Origin of the sequence: Streptomyces sp. NPDC001848 (genome assembly GCF_042891915.1) — a bacterium.
Taxonomy (GTDB): domain Bacteria; phylum Actinomycetota; class Actinomycetes; order Streptomycetales; family Streptomycetaceae; genus Streptomyces.
Window position 1 is genome coordinate 618861 of record NZ_JBIATP010000002.1, and the last position, 17825, is coordinate 636685.

Consider the following 17825-nt stretch of genomic DNA (forward strand, 5'->3'; position numbering starts at 1 on the left):
AGCACGAGGTCACCACTCGATGCCCTTCTGGCCCTTCTGGCCCACGTCCATGGGGTGCTTGACCTTGGACATGTCGGTGACGAGGTCGGCGAAGTCGACCAGCTTCTCCGGCGCGTTCCGCCCGGTGATCACCACGTGCTGGGTGCCGGGCCGGTGGCGCAGTACGTCGACGACCTCGTCGGTGTCGACCCAGCCCCAGTGCATCGGGTACGCGAACTCGTCGAGCACGTACAGCCTGTACGTCTCGGCGGCCAGGTCCCGCTTGACCTGCTCCCAGCCCTCACGGGCCTTCTGCTCGTTGTCCATCTGGGCGTCCCGCTGGACCCAGGACCAGCCCTCACCCATCTTGTGCCAGGCCACGGTCCCGCCCTGCCCGGACTCACCGAGCACCCGCAGCGCGTTCTCCTCGCCGACCCTCCACTTCGCCGACTTGACGAACTGGAACACCCCGATGGGCCATCCCTGGTTCCAGGCGCGCAGCGCGAGCCCGAAGGCGGCGGTCGACTTTCCCTTGCCGACACCCGTGTGCACGACGACAAGCGGCCGGTTACGCCGCTGACGGGTCGTCAGCCCGTCGTCCGGTACGACACTCGGCTGTCCCTGCGGCATTACGCGGCCCTCCTCGTGGTCCTCTGCGTCCCCTGCACATCCCTGACCAGCCCGGCGATCGAGTCGGCGCGCAACTCGTCCAGTGTCACAGCCGTTCCGCCCAGCTCACCCGCCAGCTGCCCCGCCAGCCCCAGCCGCACCGGTCCCGACTCGCAGTCCACGACCACGGACGCGACCCCCTCGGCCGCGAACAGCCGCGCCGCACGCGTCGCCAGCGCCAGCGGCTCCGGGCCGCCCGTGGCACGCCCGTCGGTCACCACGACCACCAGTGCCCGCCGCGCCGGATCCCGCAGCCGCTCCACCCGCAGCACGTCGTGCGCCTTGAGCAGCCCGGCCGCCAGCGGCGTACGGCCCCCCGTGGGCAGCGACTCCAGCCGGGCCGCCGCCGCGTCCACCGACGAGGTCGGCGGCAACGCCACGTCGGCCGCCGAGCCCCGGAAGGTCACGAGCCCCACCTTGTCCCGCCGCTGGTAGGCGTCCAGCAGCAGCGACAGCACGGCCCCCTTGACCGCGCTCATCCGCTGCCGGGCCGCCATCGACCCGGAGGCGTCCACCACGAACAGCACGAGGTTCCCCTCGCGCCCCTCCCGGGTCGCCTGCCGCAGATCGTCCCGGCGCACCACCAGCCCGGGCCCCGACCGGCCCCGCGCCCGCTGATGCGGCGCCGCCGCCTGCACGGTGGCCGCCAGGTGCAGCTTGGTCAGCGCGCCCCGGGGCCGTCGGGCTCCGGTGGTCCGCCCGTGCTCCGTGCGCGCCCGCGAACGCCGCCCCGCGGCCCCGTCACCGAGCCCCGGTACGGTCAGCACCTTCGTGCGGAAGGGCTCGGAGGCGCGTGCGGGAGCCTGCTCCGTGGCACCGGAGGTCTGCGTCGGCCCGCCCTCACCGGGCTCGGCCTGCGCGGGCGTGTCGCCGTCGCCCTGCGGACCGTCCTGCGGCGGGCGGCCGCCACCCCCGCCACCCCCGCCGGGCCCGTCCGGATCCGGGTCGTCGTCCTCGCCGGAATCCCCGAACTGCTCCAGGGTCTCGTCGAGCTTGTCCTCGTCGAGGCCCGGCGCGTCGAAGGGGTTCCGCCGCCTGCGGTGCGGCAGCGCGAGCAGCGCGGCCTGCCGGACGTCCTCCGCCAGCACGTCGGTCCGCCCGGCCCAGGCGGCCAGCGCGGTCGCCGTACGCGCCATCACGATGTCGGCACGCATCCCGTCCACCTCGAACGCGGCGCAGGTCGCGGCGATCTGGCGCAGCGCCCCGTCCCCGAGCCGCACGGACGGCAGCAGTTCGCGCGCGGCGACGATACGGGCCCGTACGGCCGCCTCCTCCTCGGCCCAGCGCGCCGCGAAACCAGCGGGGTCGTCGTCGTGGGCGAGCCGCCGCCGGACGACCTCCACACGCTGGTCGGGCTCCCGCGAGGCGGACACCTCCACGGTCAGGCCGAACCGGTCGAGCAACTGCGGCCGCAGCTCCCCCTCTTCGGGGTTCATGGTGCCGACGAGCAGGAAACGCGCGGCGTGCCGCACGGAGACGCCCTCACGCTCGACGTACGAGGCGCCCATCGCGGCGGCGTCCAGGAGCAGGTCGACCAGGTGGTCGTGGAGGAGGTTGACCTCGTCCACGTACAGGATGCCGCGGTGCGCGTCGGCGAGCAGACCCGGCTCGAAGGCCTTCACGCCCTCCGCCAGCGCCCGCTCGATGTCCAGGGCGCCCACGAGCCGGTCCTCGGAGGCCCCGACAGGAAGCTCGACCATGCGGGCCGGACGGGACACCCCCGCCCCGGCCTCGTGCGGGCCGTCCGGGCAGGAGGCATCCGGTGCCGCCGGGTCGCACGAGAAACGGCACCCGGGAACGACCGCCACCTGGGGCAGCAGTGCCGACAGGGCGCGCACGGCCGTCGACTTGGCGGTGCCCTTCTCGCCGCGCACCAGCACACCGCCGACCGCCGGCGAGACCGCGTTCAGCAGCAGCGCCAGCCGCAGGTCGTCCTGGCCGACGACGGCCGTGAACGGAAACGGGGTACTCACTTCTCGTCGCCCTCCAGGTCGCCCTCGAGCTCCAGGTAGGTGGTGCGCAGCCGCTCCAGCGTGTCCGCGTCCGGCTCGGCCCACAGACCGCGGTCGGCGGCCTCCAGGAGCCGCTCCGTGATGCCGCGCAGCGCCCACGGGTTGGACTTCTTCATGAAGTCCCGGTTCTCGGCGTCGAAGACGTACTCGGCGCTGAGCTTCTCGTACATCCAGTCGTCGACGACTCCGGCCGTGGCGTCGTACCCGAACAGGTAGTCGACGGTCGCCGCCATCTCGAAGGCGCCCTTGTAGCCGTGGCGCCGCATGGCCGCCATCCAGCGCGGGTTGACCACGCGGGCGCGGAACACCCGGTGCGTCTCCTCACCCAGGGTCCTGGTCTTCACCTGGTCGGGCACGGCCGAATCACCCACGTACGCCTCCGGGGACGCACCCGTGAGGTGCCGCACCATGGCCACCATGCCGCCGTGGTACTGGAAGTAGTCGTCGGCGTCGACGAGGTCGTGCTCGCGGGTGTCGACGTTCTTCGCGGCGACGGCGATCCGCTTGAACGCCGTCTCCATGTCCCCGCGCGCCGCGCGCCCGTCGAGGCCGCGCCCGTACGCGTAGCCGCCCCAGACGGCGTACACCTCGGCCAGGTCCGCGTCGGACCGCCAGTTGCGGGCGTCGATCAGCGGCAGCAGCCCGGCGCCGTACGCGCCCGGCTTGGAGCCGAAGATACGGGCCGTGGCGCGCCGCCGGTCGCCGTGCTGGGCGGTGTCCTCGTCGGCGTGCGCCTTCACGAAGTTCTTCCCGGCAGGCTCGTCGAGCCCGGCCACCGCCCGCACCGCGTCGTCGAGCAGACCGACGACGTGCGGGAACGCGTCCCGGAAGAACCCGGAGATGCGGACCGTGACGTCGATCCGGGGGCGACCCAGTTCCTCCAGCGGGACCACCTCGAAGCCGGTCACCCGGCGGGAGGCGTCGTCCCATACCGGGCGGCAGCCCAGCAACGCCAGGATCTCGGCGATGTCGTCGCCCTGGGTGCGCATCGCTGAGGTGCCCCAGACCGTCAGGCCGACGGACTTCGGGTACTCGCCCGTGTCCTGGAGGTAGCGTGCGACCAGCGAGTCGGCGAGGGACTGGCCGACCTCCCAGCTCAGGCGGGACGGAATCGCCTTGGGGTCGACCGAGTAGAAGTTGCGGCCGGTCGGCAGGACGTTGACCAGGCCACGGGTGGGGGAGCCGGACGGACCCGCCGGGACGTAGCCGCCGTCCAGCGCCCTGAGGATGTGGCCGATCTCGTCGGTGGTGCGGGCGAGACGCGGGACGACCTCGGTGCACGCGAACTCCAGCACCGCGACCGCCTCCGGGAGTTCGGTGCCCAGCACCTCCCGTACCAGAGCACGGCTCTCGGAGGCCGCCCAGCCGCGCGCCTCCATCCCCTCCGCGATCCGCCGGCACAGCTGCTCCAGCAGGTCGATCGCGTCCGCCGCCGTACGCGACGGCCCGTCCACCAGGTCCGTCAGCTCCACCGGCACCTTCACCGGCGCCCCCGGCTCAGCCAGCAGCTCCTTCTCCACCAGCCCGAAGTGCTCGGCCAGCGACGCCCGCAGACCCGGGAGCGCGTTCGCCTGCCCGCCCCACACCTGCGAGGCACGCAGCACGGCCAGCACGAGGTTCACCCGCGGCTCACCGACCGGGCCGCCACCCAGGATGTGCAGGCCGTCGCGGATCTGCACGTCCTTGATCTCGCACAGATAGCCGTCGATGTGCATGACGAACTCGTCGAACTCGTCGTCGTCCGGCTGCTCGTCCACGTGCAGGTCGTGGTGGAGCTCGGCCGCCTTGACCAGCGTCCAGATCTGGGCGCGCACGGCCGGCGCCTTCGCCGGGTCCAGGTCGGAGACGAGCGCGTACTCGTCGAGGAGCTGCTCCAGCTTCGCCAGGTCACCGTAGGTGTCGGCGCGCGCCATCGGCGGTACGAGGTGGTCGACGACGGTGGCGTGGCCGCGCCGCTTGGCCTGGGTGCCCTCGCCGGGGTCGTTGACGATGAACGGGTAGATCAGGGGCAGGTCGCCGAGGACCGCGTCCGGGGCGCAGCCGGCGCTCAGCCCGAGCCCCTTGCCCGGCAGCCACTCCATCGTGCCGTGCTTGCCCATGTGGACGATCGCGTCGGCGCCGAAGCTGTTCTCCAGCCAGCGGTAGGCCGCCATGTAGTGGTGGGACGGCGGCATGTCGGGGTCGTGGTAGATCGCGATCGGGTTCTCGCCGAAGCCGCGCGGCGGCTGGATCATGACCACGACGTTCCCGAACTGCAGCGAGGCGAGCACGATGTCGTCGCCGTCCACGTACAGCGAGCCCGGCGGCTCGCCCCACGCCTCGACCATCGCGTCCCGCAGCTCCGGGTCCAGCTTGTCGAACCACGCCCGGTAGTCGGCGAGCGGCACGCGCGCGGGGGCGGCGGCCAGCTGCTCCTCGGTCAGCCACTCGACGTCGTGACCGCCGGCCTCGATGAGACGGTGGATCAGCTCGTCACCGGTGTCCGGGTACTCGGTGACGCCGTACCCCGCGTCCCGCAGTGCGTCCAGCACCCGTACCGCCGAGGCGGGCGTGTCCAGGCCGACCGCGTTGCCGACCCGCGAGTGCTTCGTCGGGTACGCGGTGAAGACCAGCGCGATCCTCTTCTCCGCGTTCGGCTTGTGCTTGAGCCGCGCGTGGCGTACGGCGATCCCGGCGACCCGCGCGGCCCGCTCCGGGTCGGCGACGTACACCGGGACGTCGTCCGGGCCCTGCTCCTTGAAGGAGAACGGGACGGTGATCAGCCGGCCGTCGAACTCCGGGATGGCGACCTGCATCGCCGCGTCCATGGGGGACAGGGCCGCGTCGGACTCCTCCCACGCGGCACGCGAGGAGGTCAGGCACAGGCCCTGGAGAACCGGGATGTTCATCTCGGCCAGCGCGCCGATGTCCCAGGACTCCTCGTCACCACCCGCCGATGCCTGCGAGGCGTGCGTGCCACCGGCCGCGAGGACCGTGGCCACCAGGGCGTCGGCCCGTCCGAGGATCTCGTACAGCCCGGCGTCGCCGCCCCGCAGCGAACCGCAGTACACCGGGAGGGCGTTGGCGCCGTGCGCCTCGATCGCGTCGCACAGGGTGTCCACGAAGGCGGTGTTGCCGCTGAGTTCGTGGGCCCGGTAGAAGAGCACGCCGACGGTCGGACGGCCTTCGGCGAACGGGCGTTCGCCGTGGATGCCGTACTCGGGCATCTTCCGCGGCTCGTCGAAGCCCTCGCCGGTCAGCAGCACCGTGTCGGACAGGAACCGGGCGAGTTCGGTGAAGTTGGCGGGGCCGCCCTCGACGAGGTACTTCAGCGCCTCCGCGACGACGCCGGCCGGTACCGACGACTCGGCCATCAGTTCGGCGTCGGGGACGGCCTCCCCGCCGAGCAGCACGGTCGGGATGCCGGACGCTTTCAGCCGGGCCAGCCCCTCCTCCCATGCGCGCTTGCCGCCGAGCAGGCGTACGACGGCGATGTCCGCGCCCTCGATCAGCGCGGGAAGCTCCTCGGCGACGTCCACCCGGGTCGGGTTGCCGATCCGGTACGGCGCGCCGGAGGCACGGGCCGCCAGCAGATCGGTGTCGGCGGTCGACAACAACAACACTGTGCTCATGCGGGCGCTCCCGGTGGAATGAAAGGCAGTCCTTGCGGCGCGCCCGACTCGATGAGCCGCCACAGCGCGTCCGTGTCCGCGTGCTGTTCGATCAGGTCGCCGAGCCGGTCGAGCTGCTCCTCGCGCAGCGCGGCGAACGAGGTGTCGGGGGCCGGCACGAAGCGGCGGCCCGCGGCGGCGGCCACCTCGCGCAGGAAGGCCCGCCGGAAACCGTCCGACTCCAGGGACCCATGCCAGTGGGTGCCCCACGTCTGCCCGACCCGGCAACCGTCCAGGAAGGTCTCGCCGCCCAGGACTTCGGCGACCCCGTGGTGGATCTCGTACCCCTCGACCCGCTCGCCGAGGGCCTCCCCGGCCGGCCGGGTGAGGGTCTTCTCGCGCGCGAAGCGCACCCGCACGGGCAGTACCCCGAGCCCGTCCACCTGCCCCTTGCGGCTCTCCACCTCGTCCTCGATGTGCTCGCCGAGGATCTGGAAACCGCCGCAGACGCCGAGCATCGGCCGCCCTTCCGCGGCCCTCCTCACCAGGGCGTCCGCGAGACCGCGCTCGCGCAGCCACTCCAGGGCGCGGACGGTGCCCCGGGTCCCGGGGATCACCACGAGGTCGGCGTCGGCCAGCTCCTCCGGCCGGTCCACGAACCGGACCACCACGCCGGGTTCGGCGGCCAGCGCGTCCACGTCCGTGAAGTTGGACATCAGGGGGATGGCGCACACGGCGACGCGCAGCACGTCCTCGCCGACGGGCGCGGTCACCTCGGACTCGCGGACCGCGCCGCGCAGGGACACCCTGAGTCCGTCCTCCTCGTCGATCCCGAGGCCGTGCCGGAAGGGCAGGACACCGTACGTGCGCCGCCCCGTGACGTCCTGCAGCATGTCCAGCCCCGGTGCGAGCAGGGAGACGTCGCCACGGAACTTGTTCACGAGGAACCCGGCGACGAGTTCCTGGTCCTCGGGGGAGAGCAGCGCCACCGTCCCGAAGAAGGAGGCGAAGACGCCGCCCCGGTCGATGTCACCGACGACGAGGACGGGGAGCCGGGCGTTCCGGGCGATTCCCATGTTCACGATGTCGGTCCGCCGGAGATTGATTTCGGCCGGACTGCCCGCCCCTTCGCAGATCACCGCGTCATACGTGCCCCGCAACTCGGCGAGGCAGTCGAGCACCGTGCCGAGGAGCTGCTGCTGCCGCCCCCCGTGGTACCCGCGCGCGCTCAGTTCACCGACCGGCTTGCCGAGCAGCACGACCTGGCTGCTCTGCTCGCCGCCCGGCTTGAGCAGCACGGGGTTCATCAGCGCGGTCGGTTCGATGCGGCACGCCTGGGCCTGCATGGCCTGCGCCCGGCCGATCTCGGCGCCCTCGCGCGTGACGAAGGAGTTCAGGGACATGTTCTGCGCCTTGAAGGGCGCGACCTTCACCCCCTGCCGGACCAGCCAGCGGCAGATCCCGGCGGTGACGACGCTCTTGCCGGCGTCGGAGGTGGTACCGGCGACGAGCAGTCCGCCGCTCATGAGGTCCGTCCCTTCGCGAGAAGCCTTCGTGCCACCAGGCGCCCGGCGACCGTGATGCCGAGCGCGAGCCCGCTCACGCGCCGGGACAGCCGTACGGTCCGCTCGATGTCGTCCGTGCGCACGGCGCGCCCGGCGCGGTTGAGTACCGGCCGGTGCTCCACACGCCCCCCGTACGACAGCGTTCCGCCCAGCCGGACGCCCAGGGCCCCCGCGAACGAGGCCTCCACGGGCCCGGCGTTGGGGCTCGGGTGCTTCGCGGCATCGGCGCGCCAGGCGCGCAGGGCGCCTCGCCGGTCGGGGCCCGTCGCTGCCGCGAGGACGGCGGTGAGCCGCGCACCCGGCCACCCGGCGAGGTCGTCGAGCCGTGCGGAGGCCCATCCGTAGCGCCGGTAACGGGGCGACTTGTGCCCGACCATGGCGTCGAGCGTGTTGACGGCGCGGAATCCCACGAGACCCGGCACCCCGGCCACGGCCCCCCAGGTGAGCGCGCCCACCACGGCGTCGGAGGTGTTCTCGGCGACGGACTCGACGACCGCCCGCGCGATCCCGTCCGCGTCGAGCGCCCGCGGATCCCGCCCGCAGAGATGGGGCAGGCGGGCGCGTGCGGCCTCCACGTCCCCCGCCTCCAGGGCGCGTCCGATGGCCCGTGCCTCCCGGGCGAGCGACGTGCCGCCGACCACGGCCCAGGTGGCGGCGGCGGTCAGGGCCACCGAGGCGGCAGGGGAGGTACGTACGGAGCGTGCGGCGACGGCCCCGAGCGCCACGGCACCTCCGGCGCACACGGCGGTGTGCAGCGCGCCCCACCCGCGGTGGTCCCGCCACAACACCCGTTCCACGGCCGCCGCGGCCCGCCCGAACGCGGCGACCGGATGCCCACGGCGAGGATCGCCCAGCAGGAGGTCACCGAGGAGGCCGGCGGCGGCGCCGTACGCGAAGACACGATCGGCACCCATCGGCTCAGCCGACCGTGTGGTCGGAAGGGGCCCGGTGACACAACCTCAATCGGCAGCCGCGCATGGCGATATGTCCTCACTCAGGGTGTCCACGCCCTGGTTCGACGAGACCGGCGGTGAGAGTTCCTGGCTCCCGGGAAGGTCCTCCCCGGTGACAGTGGCGGGACCGCGCCGGACTCGCACCGGCTTCCTCTCCTGCCGCCGTACTGGCTCCGGCAGTCCACCACGCGCCCAGAACAGCCGTCAACTTGCTCTTGACCTGCGGTGCTGTGGTGTGCCGAGTCCCACACCGCTGAAATCACGTCAGTTACGCGAATCGGTGCTTTTCGGAGTGAAGTGGCGGTCGAGGGGCGCGCGTTCCGGCGCGTGACTCGAAACGGCGCACCGGCCCGGTCCTCGCCTTTCGCCGTGCGGCGGGGTGTGCTTTGCTGGCCGAACTCGAGAAACCCGGCAGCGGACGGCGTCCGAGGGAACCGTCCGAGCGACCGTCCGGAGGACGGGAGGGACCCACATGGGGGACAGGGCCAAGGAATTCTCGGCGGGCGCGGGAGATCCCCACGCGCCGCATCCTTCGCCGGCGGCGGTGCTGGCACTCTTCTCCCTGACGACGGGGATGTTCGCGGTCGGAATCGGTGCGCTGGCCGCGCTGCTGGTGCCCGGAACCCCGGCGCGGGCCCTCGTGTGGCTGGTGGTCACCATCGTGGCCGCCGCCTGCGCGGGACTGTGGTGGGGCCTCACCCCGGTCACGGAGCGCCTCCGTGTCCTGGGCCGGGCGACGGCGGCGGTACGGCCACGCGACTCGCGCACCCCCTGACCCCGGGCATGAGAAACCCCCGCAGCGACACCGCTGCGGGGGTGACTCGTAGCGACACGGGTACGGGGGCCGAAGCGCTCCCGCCGTCAGACGACGATCAGATGGATCCCGTACGCGACCGCCGCCGCGCACGCCGCGAAACAGGCGTACGCGCCGGTGGCCGCCAGGGCGGCCGCGCCGCCCCGGGCCGATTCCTTCTTGGTGAGGCCCACGACGCCCAGGGTGAACAGGCCCACCAGGGCCACGGTGACCCCGAGGCTGACGCCGAAGACGGAGCCGAGGGCTGCCCAGTCGATCTTCATGAGTGGTGATTCCTTAAACCGTGGCGGCGGGGGCCGGCTCCGTGGCGGGGCCGGCGTCCGGGGCCGGGATGGTGGCCTGCAGGTCGGTGTCGGCGTCCGTGTCCGCCGGGGCGGTGCCGGGCACCGCGCTGTCGGCCACGGCGGCGTCGGCCGTGACGACGGGCCCCGCCGGGGGCGGGGTCACCGCGGCGATCGCCGCCGTGACGACACCCGCGGGCTCCGTCTCGACGTCGTTGACGTTGTCCACGGTGACCGGCTTGCGGCGGGACAGGGTCCAGATGACGCCGGCGCCGGCGACCAGCAGCACACCGGTGGCGACCGTGCCCCAGGTGCCCTGCTTGGTGAGGAGTTCGGCGCCCGCGCCGACCAGCCCGGCCGCCGGGAGCGTCAGAACCCACGCGATGAGCATCCGGGTCGCGGTGGACCAGCGGACCACGCCTCCCTTGCGGCCGAGGCCCGCGCCCATGACGGCGCCGGAGCAGACCTGGGTGGTGGAGAGCGAGAAGCCGAGGTGCGAGGAGGCGAGGATCGCGGTCGCCGCGCTGGTCTGGGCGGCGAAGCCCTGCTGCGGCGCCAGGTCCGTCAGGCCCTTGCCGAGGGTGCGGATGATGCGCCAGCCGCCCAGGTAGGTGCCGAGCGCGATGGCCAGACCGGCCGAGACGATGACCCAGGTGGGAGGGTTCGAGCCGGGGGCGATGACACCGCCGGTGACCAGAGCCAGCGTGATGATGCCCATCGTCTTCTGCGCGTCGTTCGTGCCGTGGGCCAGGGAGACCAGGCCGGCCGAGGCGATCGACCCGGCGCGGTAGCCCTTCGCGGTCGCCTTCTCGTCGGCGCGGCTGCCGATCACGTACGACAGGCGGGTGGCGAGCATCGAGGCGAGGCCCGCCACGACCGGCGCGGCCACCGCGGGGATGAGGACCTTGGTGACGATCGTCGAACCGTTCACCGCGGACCAGCCGGCCGAGGTGACGGCGGCGCCGATCAGACCGCCGAAGAGGGCGTGGGAGGAACTGGAGGGCAGCCCCAGGAGCCAGGTGAGCAGGTTCCACAGGATCGCGCCCACCAGGGCCGCGAAGATCACTTCGACGCGAATGCCCTGTTCGTTGATGATGCCGCCGGAGATCGTCTTGGCGACCTCCACGGACAGGAAGGCGCCGAGGAGGTTCAGCGCGGCGGACATCGCCACCGCCGTCTTGGGCCTCAGGGCGCCGGTCGAGATGGTCGTCGCCATCGCGTTGGCTGTGTCGTGGAAACCGTTCGTGAAATCAAACACGAGAGCGGTGACGATCACGATTCCGAGGAGGAGCGTGATGTGTTCCATTTACCCAGGCTTCTGTGGGAGGTCAGTGGCTGTTGGACCGTAGGCAACCTGGGTGAACGGAAGGTGAACTGGGGCGGGCTGGAGGGTGTATCGATCGGCGTGTCGACGTTCCGCTTGTGGCGGGGTGGCGGCGGCCGCCCCCTCAACTGCGGCCTGCGGCGGTCACGAGGGCCCGGCCGACCCCGCGCACGCCCGCTTCGGCCGCTCCCGCGGGGCCCGGCGAAGAGATTCTCGTCACCCCCTGGCAGGATCGCCGCATGGCGGATCAGCGACGCGACACGGGGGACCCGAAACAGGACACACCGGGCGGGCGGGGGCCGGGTGCGCCGGCCGCGGAGGGAGAGGTGGCGCGGGCCTGGGAGCAGCTCGTCGCCACGGCCCGCCGCACGGTCGCCGACGGACTGGTCGTCGGCACCTCCGGCAACGTCTCCGTACGCGTCGGCGACACCGTGCTGGTCACCCCCACCGGAGTGCCGTACGAGCGGCTGACGCCGGGCGACGTGGTCGGAGTCGACCTCGACGGCCGGCAGGTGCTCGGCAGGCTGCGCCCGACCAGCGAGCTGCCCATGCACCTGGCCGTCTACCGCAGGACGGACGCCCGGGCCGTCGTGCACACCCACGCCCCCAACGCGACGGCCGTCTCCACGCTGGTGCGGGAGCTGCCACTGATCCACTACATGGCCGCAGCGATGGGAGGCGCGGTACGGGTCGCCCCGTACGCGACCTACGGCACCCCCGAGTTGGCCGAGAACATGCTGCGCGCCCTGACCGGCCGCAGCGCCTGCCTGCTGCAGAACCACGGCACGGTCGCCCACGGTGCCTCGCTGGACCAGGCCTACGACCGCACCGCCCAGCTGGAGTGGATGTGCCGCGTATGGCTGACGGCGTCGTCCGTACCGGGCCGCACCCCGCACCTGCTCAGCCGCGAGCAGGTGGCGGAGGTAGAGGAGCGGTTGCGGGGGTACGGGCAGGGCTAGGGGTTCTTCTCGGACCGGCCTCACCGGCACCGAAACCCCGTGGTGGACCGGCCGGCCGGGGTCGTCTCGCGGCGCGCCCCGTGGGTCATACCGCGCCCTTCCCCCACTGGCCGGGGGCGGGCTCCGACGGGAGACTGGGTGGATGCGCACTGTCAAAGCGGCGGCCGCAGCCGTCACCGTAGCCATCGCCGCGGGCGCCGTCGGCGTCGCCGCGGGCCGCTTCGCCAGCGACGCCGCGCTGAAGGCACCGCCGGGCCGCCCGCTGCCCACGGAACCCCGCCTCACGGTGCACTCCCTGGCGGCCGGCCGGATCACCCTCACCCGCGACCTGGCCTCCCAGCGGCCCGGCACCTACGGGCTGACCGGTGACGGCTCGCACGCGGTCGTCGGGCCGGTCCTGAACTCGGCCCCGCACACCGTCGACACCGTCGTACGCCGTCTGGAACGCGTCACCCACGGCACGCTCGAGCCCGGTGACAAGGTCTGGCTCACCCCCGCCCTGTACACCGGCGATCCCCGCAGTGCCCTCGGCCTCGACCACACCGACGTCGAGGTGCCCGGCGAACTCGGGGACCTGCCCGCCTGGTTCCTGCCGGGCGCCCGTGACACCTGGGTGATCACCGTGCACGGGCTCGGCACCACCCGGGAACACCCCATGAACGTCATGGAGTTCCTGCAGCGCCACCACTTCCCGGTCCTCGACATCGCCTACCGCGGTGACCCAGGGGCGCCCCGCTCCCCGGACGGCCTGAACCACCTCGGCGAGACCGAGTGGCGCGACGTGGACGCCGCGGTCCGCCACGCGGTGCGGTCCGGGGCCGAGCGGGTCGTGCTGCACGGCTGGTCCACCGGCGCCGCCATGGCGCTGCACGCCGCCGCCCACTCGGCGGTGCGCGAGCGGATCTCCGGGCTTGTCCTGGACTCGCCCGTCCTCAGCTGGGAGGCCACGCTGCGCGCCCTGGCCGCCGCCCGGCGCACCCCGGGAGCCCTGCTGCCGCTGGCCGTCCGCGCCGCACAGGGCCGCACCGGCCTGCACGGTGACCGCACCCGGAAGGCGGCCGACCCGCAGCACCTCAAGGTGCCGGTGCTGATCTTCCACGGGCCCGACGACACGATCGCCCCCTGGGGACCCTCCCGCCGCCTCGCCGAGCGCCGCGCGAACCTGGTCACCCTGCACACGGTGGAGAACGCCCCGCACGGTGCCATGTGGAACGCCGATCCCGAGGCCTACGAGGAGGCCATGCGGCGCTTCCTCACGCCGTTGATGTGACGCCGTTGATGTGACGCCGTTGATGTGGCGGCAGTCGATGCGACGCCGATGTTCTGACGGCAGTCGATCTGACGCCGTTGTGGTGACGGCACAGATGTGACCCCGTTGCCGGGTGGCGTCGATCCGACGGCACGCGTCGACGGACACAGAGTTGCCGCGCCCTCTCGCGCCCTCTTCCGCTTAGCCCTCCCGACCAGCACTGTCCCCCTTCCCAGGCCCTCTGAGACATCCCCCGACGGCTGCCATCGGCGCCCCTCGCGGCATTCCGTTTGGGTTTTCGGACCGTCAACCGGAAGACTGCACCCGTGACGTCCCGTACTCCGCGCGACTCCAGGCTCCGACTCGTCCGACCGCGGCCGCTGGCCGCCGCCCCCCGAGCGGTGACCCAGCGCCGCACGCGCCGCCCCGCACCCCGGCCGCCGGAGGGCACGCCCCCGCCCGCGGAACTGGCGCGAATGGCCCGCGCCCGCCTGGCCGGCGCGGCCCGTGTCGCCCACTGGGCCGACGCCGCGCTCGGGCCCGGCCGCGCGGGCGCTTCCCCCGACGGCCGGGGCACCCTCTCCGACGCCACCGCGCAACGGGCCGCCGCCGACCTCGGCCTGACCGTCGCTCAGGTGCGCGCCGACTGGGACACCGCACGTCTGGCCGGTCTCGTCGAGGTGCACGGTGACAGCGCCCGCCCCGGCTGGCGGCTGCGCGCCTGGGACCGGGACGACTCCGCCGTGCTGCGCGGCTGGGTTGCCCTCTTCGACGCCTGGTCGCTCGCCTACCCCGAGCCGGCGGACCGCGAACACGCCGCGGTCGCCGAGGTCGTCTCGGCCATGCCCCAGGTGCTCTCCTTCCTCCAGCTGTCCGCCGGGCCCGTCCCCTTCGAGCAGCTCCTCGACCTGCTTCAGCAGCGGGTCACCGAACTGCGCACCGAGCGCTGCGAGGTCCCCTACGGACCCCGGCCCGAGCCTGTCGTGCCGCCGGTCCCGGAGTCCGCCGACGACACCGAGCTCGCCCCCCTGCTCGACTGGGCCCTCGACGCGCTCGCCTACGTCGGCGCCCTCACCTGCGCCGACGGGCAGGCCACCCTCACCCCGCTGGGCAGCTGGGCGGTCTGGGTCAAGCTGGAGCAGATCTGCGTCGCCGCGCAGAGCCCCGCCGGGAACATCGAGCAGAACGCCGAGGCCATGCTCCGCGGCTGCGCCCAGCTCCGCCCGAACGCGGCCCGCGCCGAATACCGCGCCTGGCTTGCCGCCCGCCCCGTCGGCAGTGCCGTCACCGAACTCCTCGACGCCGCCCGCGGCGAGGACGCCCTGCTGCGCGGCCTGGCCTTCGAGGCGCTGCGGGTGGTCGGCGCTCCCGCCGAGCCCGAGGTGCGCCGCGCCGCCGAGGAGACCACGCTGCGCCCCTACGCCCTCCTCTGGCTCGCCGAACACGACGGCGTCGACCCGGAGGACGCCCACGACGTGCTCACCCGCGAGGAGGCCACCTGGCTGTGGGTCGACACCGCCGCCGCCGTCGCCGACCACGGTGAGGCCCCGCTGCTGGTCCGCCACCTGGAGTCCGCGGTGCAGGCCACCGTGCCCGCGCTGCTCGACGAGGTGCGCGCGGTCGGACACCCCCGTACCGTCCAGGTCCTGGTCGCGCTCGCCGCCGCCCACCCGGACCCGGCGCTGGCCAAGGCCGTGCGCCGAGCTGCCTTCCAGGTCCACACCGGAGGCCGCTGACCCCTCGGGGCGGCGGTCGTCAGGCGGCCGTCTCGGGGGCGTACGTGCCGAAACTCCAGATGTTGCCCTCGGCGTCCCGCGCCATGTAGTCCCGCGACCCGTAGTCCTGGTCCGTCGGGGGCATCAGGATCTCCGCGCCGTGCTCCACGGCCCGCTGGTGGTGTGCGTCGACGTCGTCCACCACGACGTACACCCCGCAGGGCCCCGCCCCCTTCATCGCCTCGTCGAAGGGGCCGCCGCGGCCCTTCGAGCCCAGCATCACCACGCCGTTGCCCTGCACCAGCTCGGCGTGCAGCACCGAGCCGTCCTCACCCTCGTACACCGACAGCTCCGTGAAACCGAAGGCCTCCGTGAGCTGCCTGATCGCCGCTTTCGCGTCCGCGTACAACAGCGTCGGGCAGATGCTCGGTCGCCTGCCGTCGATGCCCGCCATCACCGTCACTCCCTCCGGTGTCCGGCCGCGATCCCGGCCTGCAGTTCAGTCTGGCACCGGCCACTGACAACGCCTCGGCGACGCCACGACGCCCCTTTGACGCCGCCTCACGCGCCGGAAGCGCCATCCTCGTACCGCCCCGCGGCGCGACACCGGGTCGAGGCCCGAACGGGGGACACAACGGCCGCGTCACGCCTCCGCGCACCGCGCCCGGGCGTATTCTCCGCGCCGCGTGGCGGGCGTCACACCGCCGCCGTCGAGCTGCTGCGAAGTCGAACGTCACAGCCCGGGCCGCCCTCGTACGGAAAAAGCGCTTGCACCGCCCCGTTAGACTGTGGCCCATGGCCATTCTCCTCGCGCATTAGACGGCGGGAACGTCCTCAGCCGTCCATCCCGCCACCCTCCCCCAAGCCCTCGACCCCGTTCGAGCCGGGGGACCCCAGCCCAGGAGTCTGTCCGTGATCTCCGCCTCCGGCATCGAGCTGCGCGCCGGTGCCCGCATCCTCATCGAGAACGCCACCTTCCGCGTCACCAAGGGCGACCGCATCGGCCTCGTCGGCCGCAACGGCGCCGGGAAGACCACCCTCACCAAGGTCCTCGCCGGCGAGGGCATCCCCGCGGCGGGCACCGTCACCCGCTCCGGCGAGGTCGGCTACCTCCCGCAGGACCCGCGCACCGGCGACCTCGACGTCCTCGCCCGCGACCGCATCCTGTCCGCGCGCGGCCTCGACGTCCTGATCCGCAAGATGCGTGAGAACGAACAGCGCATCGCCACCGGCACGGGCGCCACCCGGGAGAAGGCCCTTCGGCAGTACGAGCGCCAGGAAACCGAGTTCCTCACCAAGGGCGGGTACTCCGCGGAGGCCGAGGCCGCCACCATCGCCGCCGCGCTCAACCTGCCCGACCGGGTGCTGTCCCAGCCCCTGCACACGCTCTCCGGCGGTCAGCGCCGCCGTATCGAGCTGGCCCGCATCCTGTTCTCCGACGCGGACACCCTGCTGCTCGACGAGCCGACCAACCACCTCGACGCGGACTCGATCATCTGGCTGCGGGACTACCTGAAGACCTACCGCGGCGGCTTCATCGTCATCTCGCACGACGTCGACCTCGTCGAGACGGTCGTCAACAAGGTGTTCTACCTGGACGCCAACCGCGCCCAGATCGACATCTACAACATGGGCTGGAAGCTGTACCAGCAGCAGCGCGAGGCCGACGAGAAGCGCCGCAAGCGGGAGCGCGCCAACGCCGAGAAGAAGGCCGCAGCGCTCAACGCCCAGGCCGACAAGATGCGCGCCAAGGCCACCAAGACGGTCGCCGCGCAGAACATGGCCCGCCGGGCCGAGAAGCTGCTGGCCGGGCTGGACGAGGTCCGTCAGCAGGACAAGGTGGCCAAGCTCCGCTTCCCCGAGCCGGCCCCCTGCGGCAGGACCCCGCTGATGGCCGAGGGGCTGTCGAAGTCGTACGGCTCGCTGGAGATCTTCACCGACGTCGACCTGGCCATCGACAAGGGCTCCCGCGTCGTCATCCTGGGCCTGAACGGCGCGGGCAAGACCACCCTGCTGCGCCTGCTGGCGGGCGTCGAGCAGCCGGACACCGGCAAGGTCGTCCCCGGTCACGGCCTCAAGCTCGGCTACTACGCCCAGGAGCACGAGACCCTCGACCCGGACCGCACGGTGCTGGAGAACATGCGCTCCGCCGCGCCCGACATGGACCTCGTGGAGGTCCGCAAGGTGCTCGGCTCGTTCCTGTTCTCCGGCGACGACGTCGACAAGCCCGCCGGCGTTCTCTCCGGCGGCGAGAAGACCCGTCTCGCCCTCGCCACCCTCGTGGTGTCGTCCGCGAACGTGCTGCTCCTCGACGAGCCGACCAACAACCTCGACCCGGCCAGCCGTGAGGAGATCCTCGGCGCGCTGCGCACCTACAAGGGCGCGGTCGTGCTCGTCACCCACGACGAGGGCGCCGTCGAGGCGCTTCAGCCGGAGCGGATCATCCTGCTGCCGGACGGTGTCGAGGACCTGTGGGGCGCGGAGTACGCCGACCTGGTCGCGCTCGCCTGACCGCCCCGCGCCGGGCGGTCAGGCCCGCTTGATCGAACGAATGATCCACTGAGTATGGATCATTCGGCCGATCCGTGATCCATCATCTGTGTGAGATCTCCTCGTACCCAGGTGTGTCCTGCACCGATTCGACGGCCGACCCGCTCCGCCGCACGGGCTCGGCCGTCGCGCTTCGCTGACCTGGCGATTCCTCGGTGAACCCGT

Annotated in this window: 13 protein-coding genes and 1 riboswitch; of the genes, 5 read left to right on the forward strand and 8 right to left on the reverse strand. The window is 72.9% G+C overall.

Translation table 11 applies throughout. The features are described from left to right. Positions 1-9 precede the first annotated feature (9 nt). The 5 genes from cobO to ACFYZJ_RS05885 are packed head-to-tail and all read right to left on the reverse strand — an operon-like array spanning position 10 to position 8729. Complete coding sequence (gene cobO / locus ACFYZJ_RS05865) at positions 10-609, reverse strand: cob(I)yrinic acid a,c-diamide adenosyltransferase (RefSeq protein WP_388563239.1); 600 nt, start codon at positions 607-609, stop codon at positions 10-12. Continuing rightward, positions 609-2621: a putative cobaltochelatase gene (locus tag ACFYZJ_RS05870; RefSeq protein ID WP_388563241.1), complete on the reverse strand. Its 2013-nt coding sequence runs from the start codon at positions 2619-2621 to the stop codon at positions 609-611. The genes cobO and ACFYZJ_RS05870 overlap by 1 nt, the downstream gene beginning before the upstream one ends. Beyond that, the gene (cobN, locus tag ACFYZJ_RS05875; protein WP_388563243.1) at positions 2618-6271 is read right to left on the reverse strand and encodes a cobaltochelatase subunit CobN; all 3654 of its coding nucleotides are present in this window, start codon (positions 6269-6271) and stop codon (positions 2618-2620) included. Before cobN ends, ACFYZJ_RS05870 begins: the two co-directional genes overlap by 4 nt. Continuing rightward, on the reverse strand, positions 6268-7776 hold the full coding sequence (locus tag ACFYZJ_RS05880) for a cobyric acid synthase (RefSeq protein ID WP_388563245.1): 1509 nt from the start codon (positions 7774-7776) through the stop codon (positions 6268-6270). The genes cobN and ACFYZJ_RS05880 overlap by 4 nt, the downstream gene beginning before the upstream one ends. Next, positions 7773-8729 carry a cobalamin biosynthesis protein gene (locus ACFYZJ_RS05885; RefSeq protein ID WP_388563247.1) on the reverse strand — a complete coding sequence of 319 codons (957 nt, stop codon included), beginning with the start codon at positions 8727-8729 and terminating at the stop codon, positions 7773-7775. Before ACFYZJ_RS05885 ends, ACFYZJ_RS05880 begins: the two co-directional genes overlap by 4 nt. A gap of 99 nt (positions 8730-8828) precedes the next feature. Further along, positions 8829-8970: riboswitch (cobalamin riboswitch) on the reverse strand. Positions 8971-9240: 270 nt separating this feature from the next. Here ACFYZJ_RS05885 and ACFYZJ_RS05890 point away from each other — a divergent pair. Beyond that, positions 9241-9543: a hypothetical protein gene (locus tag ACFYZJ_RS05890; RefSeq protein ID WP_388563249.1), complete on the forward strand. Its 303-nt coding sequence runs from the start codon at positions 9241-9243 to the stop codon at positions 9541-9543. 86 nt (positions 9544-9629) lie between these two features. On the opposite strand, the gene ACFYZJ_RS05895 is transcribed toward ACFYZJ_RS05890, so the two are convergent. Beyond that, a complete protein-coding gene (locus ACFYZJ_RS05895) occupies positions 9630-9845 on the reverse strand; it encodes a hypothetical protein (protein WP_388563251.1) in 216 nt (71 codons plus the stop codon). A gap of 13 nt (positions 9846-9858) precedes the next feature. Continuing rightward, positions 9859-11169 carry an anion permease gene (locus ACFYZJ_RS05900; RefSeq protein ID WP_388563252.1) on the reverse strand — a complete coding sequence of 437 codons (1311 nt, stop codon included), beginning with the start codon at positions 11167-11169 and terminating at the stop codon, positions 9859-9861. Positions 11170-11426: 257 nt separating this feature from the next. On the opposite strand from ACFYZJ_RS05900, the gene ACFYZJ_RS05905 reads away from it, so the two are divergent. The 3 genes from ACFYZJ_RS05905 (at position 11427) to ACFYZJ_RS05915 (ending at position 15131) form a co-directional block, all read left to right on the forward strand. Further along, on the forward strand, positions 11427-12146 hold the full coding sequence (locus tag ACFYZJ_RS05905; RefSeq protein WP_388563253.1) for a class II aldolase/adducin family protein: 720 nt from the start codon (positions 11427-11429) through the stop codon (positions 12144-12146). A gap of 142 nt (positions 12147-12288) precedes the next feature. After that, entirely contained in the window at positions 12289-13416 is a 1128-nt protein-coding gene (locus ACFYZJ_RS05910) for an alpha/beta hydrolase (protein ID WP_388563255.1), read from the forward strand. A 305-nt stretch (positions 13417-13721) separates the two neighbouring features. Then, positions 13722-15131, forward strand: a complete 1410-nt coding sequence (locus tag ACFYZJ_RS05915) for a hypothetical protein (RefSeq protein WP_388563257.1) — start codon at positions 13722-13724, stop codon at positions 15129-15131. Positions 15132-15150: 19 nt separating this feature from the next. Here ACFYZJ_RS05915 and ACFYZJ_RS05920 read toward each other — a convergent pair whose 3' ends face one another. Next, entirely contained in the window at positions 15151-15564 is a 414-nt protein-coding gene (locus ACFYZJ_RS05920) for a VOC family protein (RefSeq protein WP_388563259.1), read from the reverse strand. A 458-nt stretch (positions 15565-16022) separates the two neighbouring features. Here ACFYZJ_RS05920 and abc-f point away from each other — a divergent pair, with 458 nt between their 5' ends. Further along, the gene (abc-f, locus tag ACFYZJ_RS05925) at positions 16023-17621 is read left to right on the forward strand and encodes a ribosomal protection-like ABC-F family protein (RefSeq protein ID WP_388563261.1); all 1599 of its coding nucleotides are present in this window, start codon (positions 16023-16025) and stop codon (positions 17619-17621) included. The last annotated feature ends 204 nt before the right edge of the window (positions 17622-17825 follow it).

Coding starts and splice junctions, on each gene's coding strand:
- cobO (WP_388563239.1), bottom strand. CDS start 609: ATGCCGCAGGGACAGCCGAGTGTCGTACCGGACGACGGGCTGACGACC.
- cobN (WP_388563243.1), bottom strand. CDS start 6,271: ATGAGCACAGTGTTGTTGTTGTCGACCGCCGACACCGATCTGCTGGCG.
- ACFYZJ_RS05880 (WP_388563245.1), bottom strand. CDS start 7,776: ATGAGCGGCGGACTGCTCGTCGCCGGTACCACCTCCGACGCCGGCAAG.
- ACFYZJ_RS05885 (WP_388563247.1), bottom strand. CDS start 8,729: ATGGGTGCCGATCGTGTCTTCGCGTACGGCGCCGCCGCCGGCCTCCTC.
- ACFYZJ_RS05890 (WP_388563249.1), top strand. CDS start 9,241: ATGGGGGACAGGGCCAAGGAATTCTCGGCGGGCGCGGGAGATCCCCAC.
- ACFYZJ_RS05895 (WP_388563251.1), bottom strand. CDS start 9,845: ATGAAGATCGACTGGGCAGCCCTCGGCTCCGTCTTCGGCGTCAGCCTC.
- ACFYZJ_RS05900 (WP_388563252.1), bottom strand. CDS start 11,169: ATGGAACACATCACGCTCCTCCTCGGAATCGTGATCGTCACCGCTCTC.
- ACFYZJ_RS05905 (WP_388563253.1), top strand. CDS start 11,427: ATGGCGGATCAGCGACGCGACACGGGGGACCCGAAACAGGACACACCG.
- ACFYZJ_RS05910 (WP_388563255.1), top strand. CDS start 12,289: ATGCGCACTGTCAAAGCGGCGGCCGCAGCCGTCACCGTAGCCATCGCC.
- ACFYZJ_RS05920 (WP_388563259.1), bottom strand. CDS start 15,564: ATGGCGGGCATCGACGGCAGGCGACCGAGCATCTGCCCGACGCTGTTG.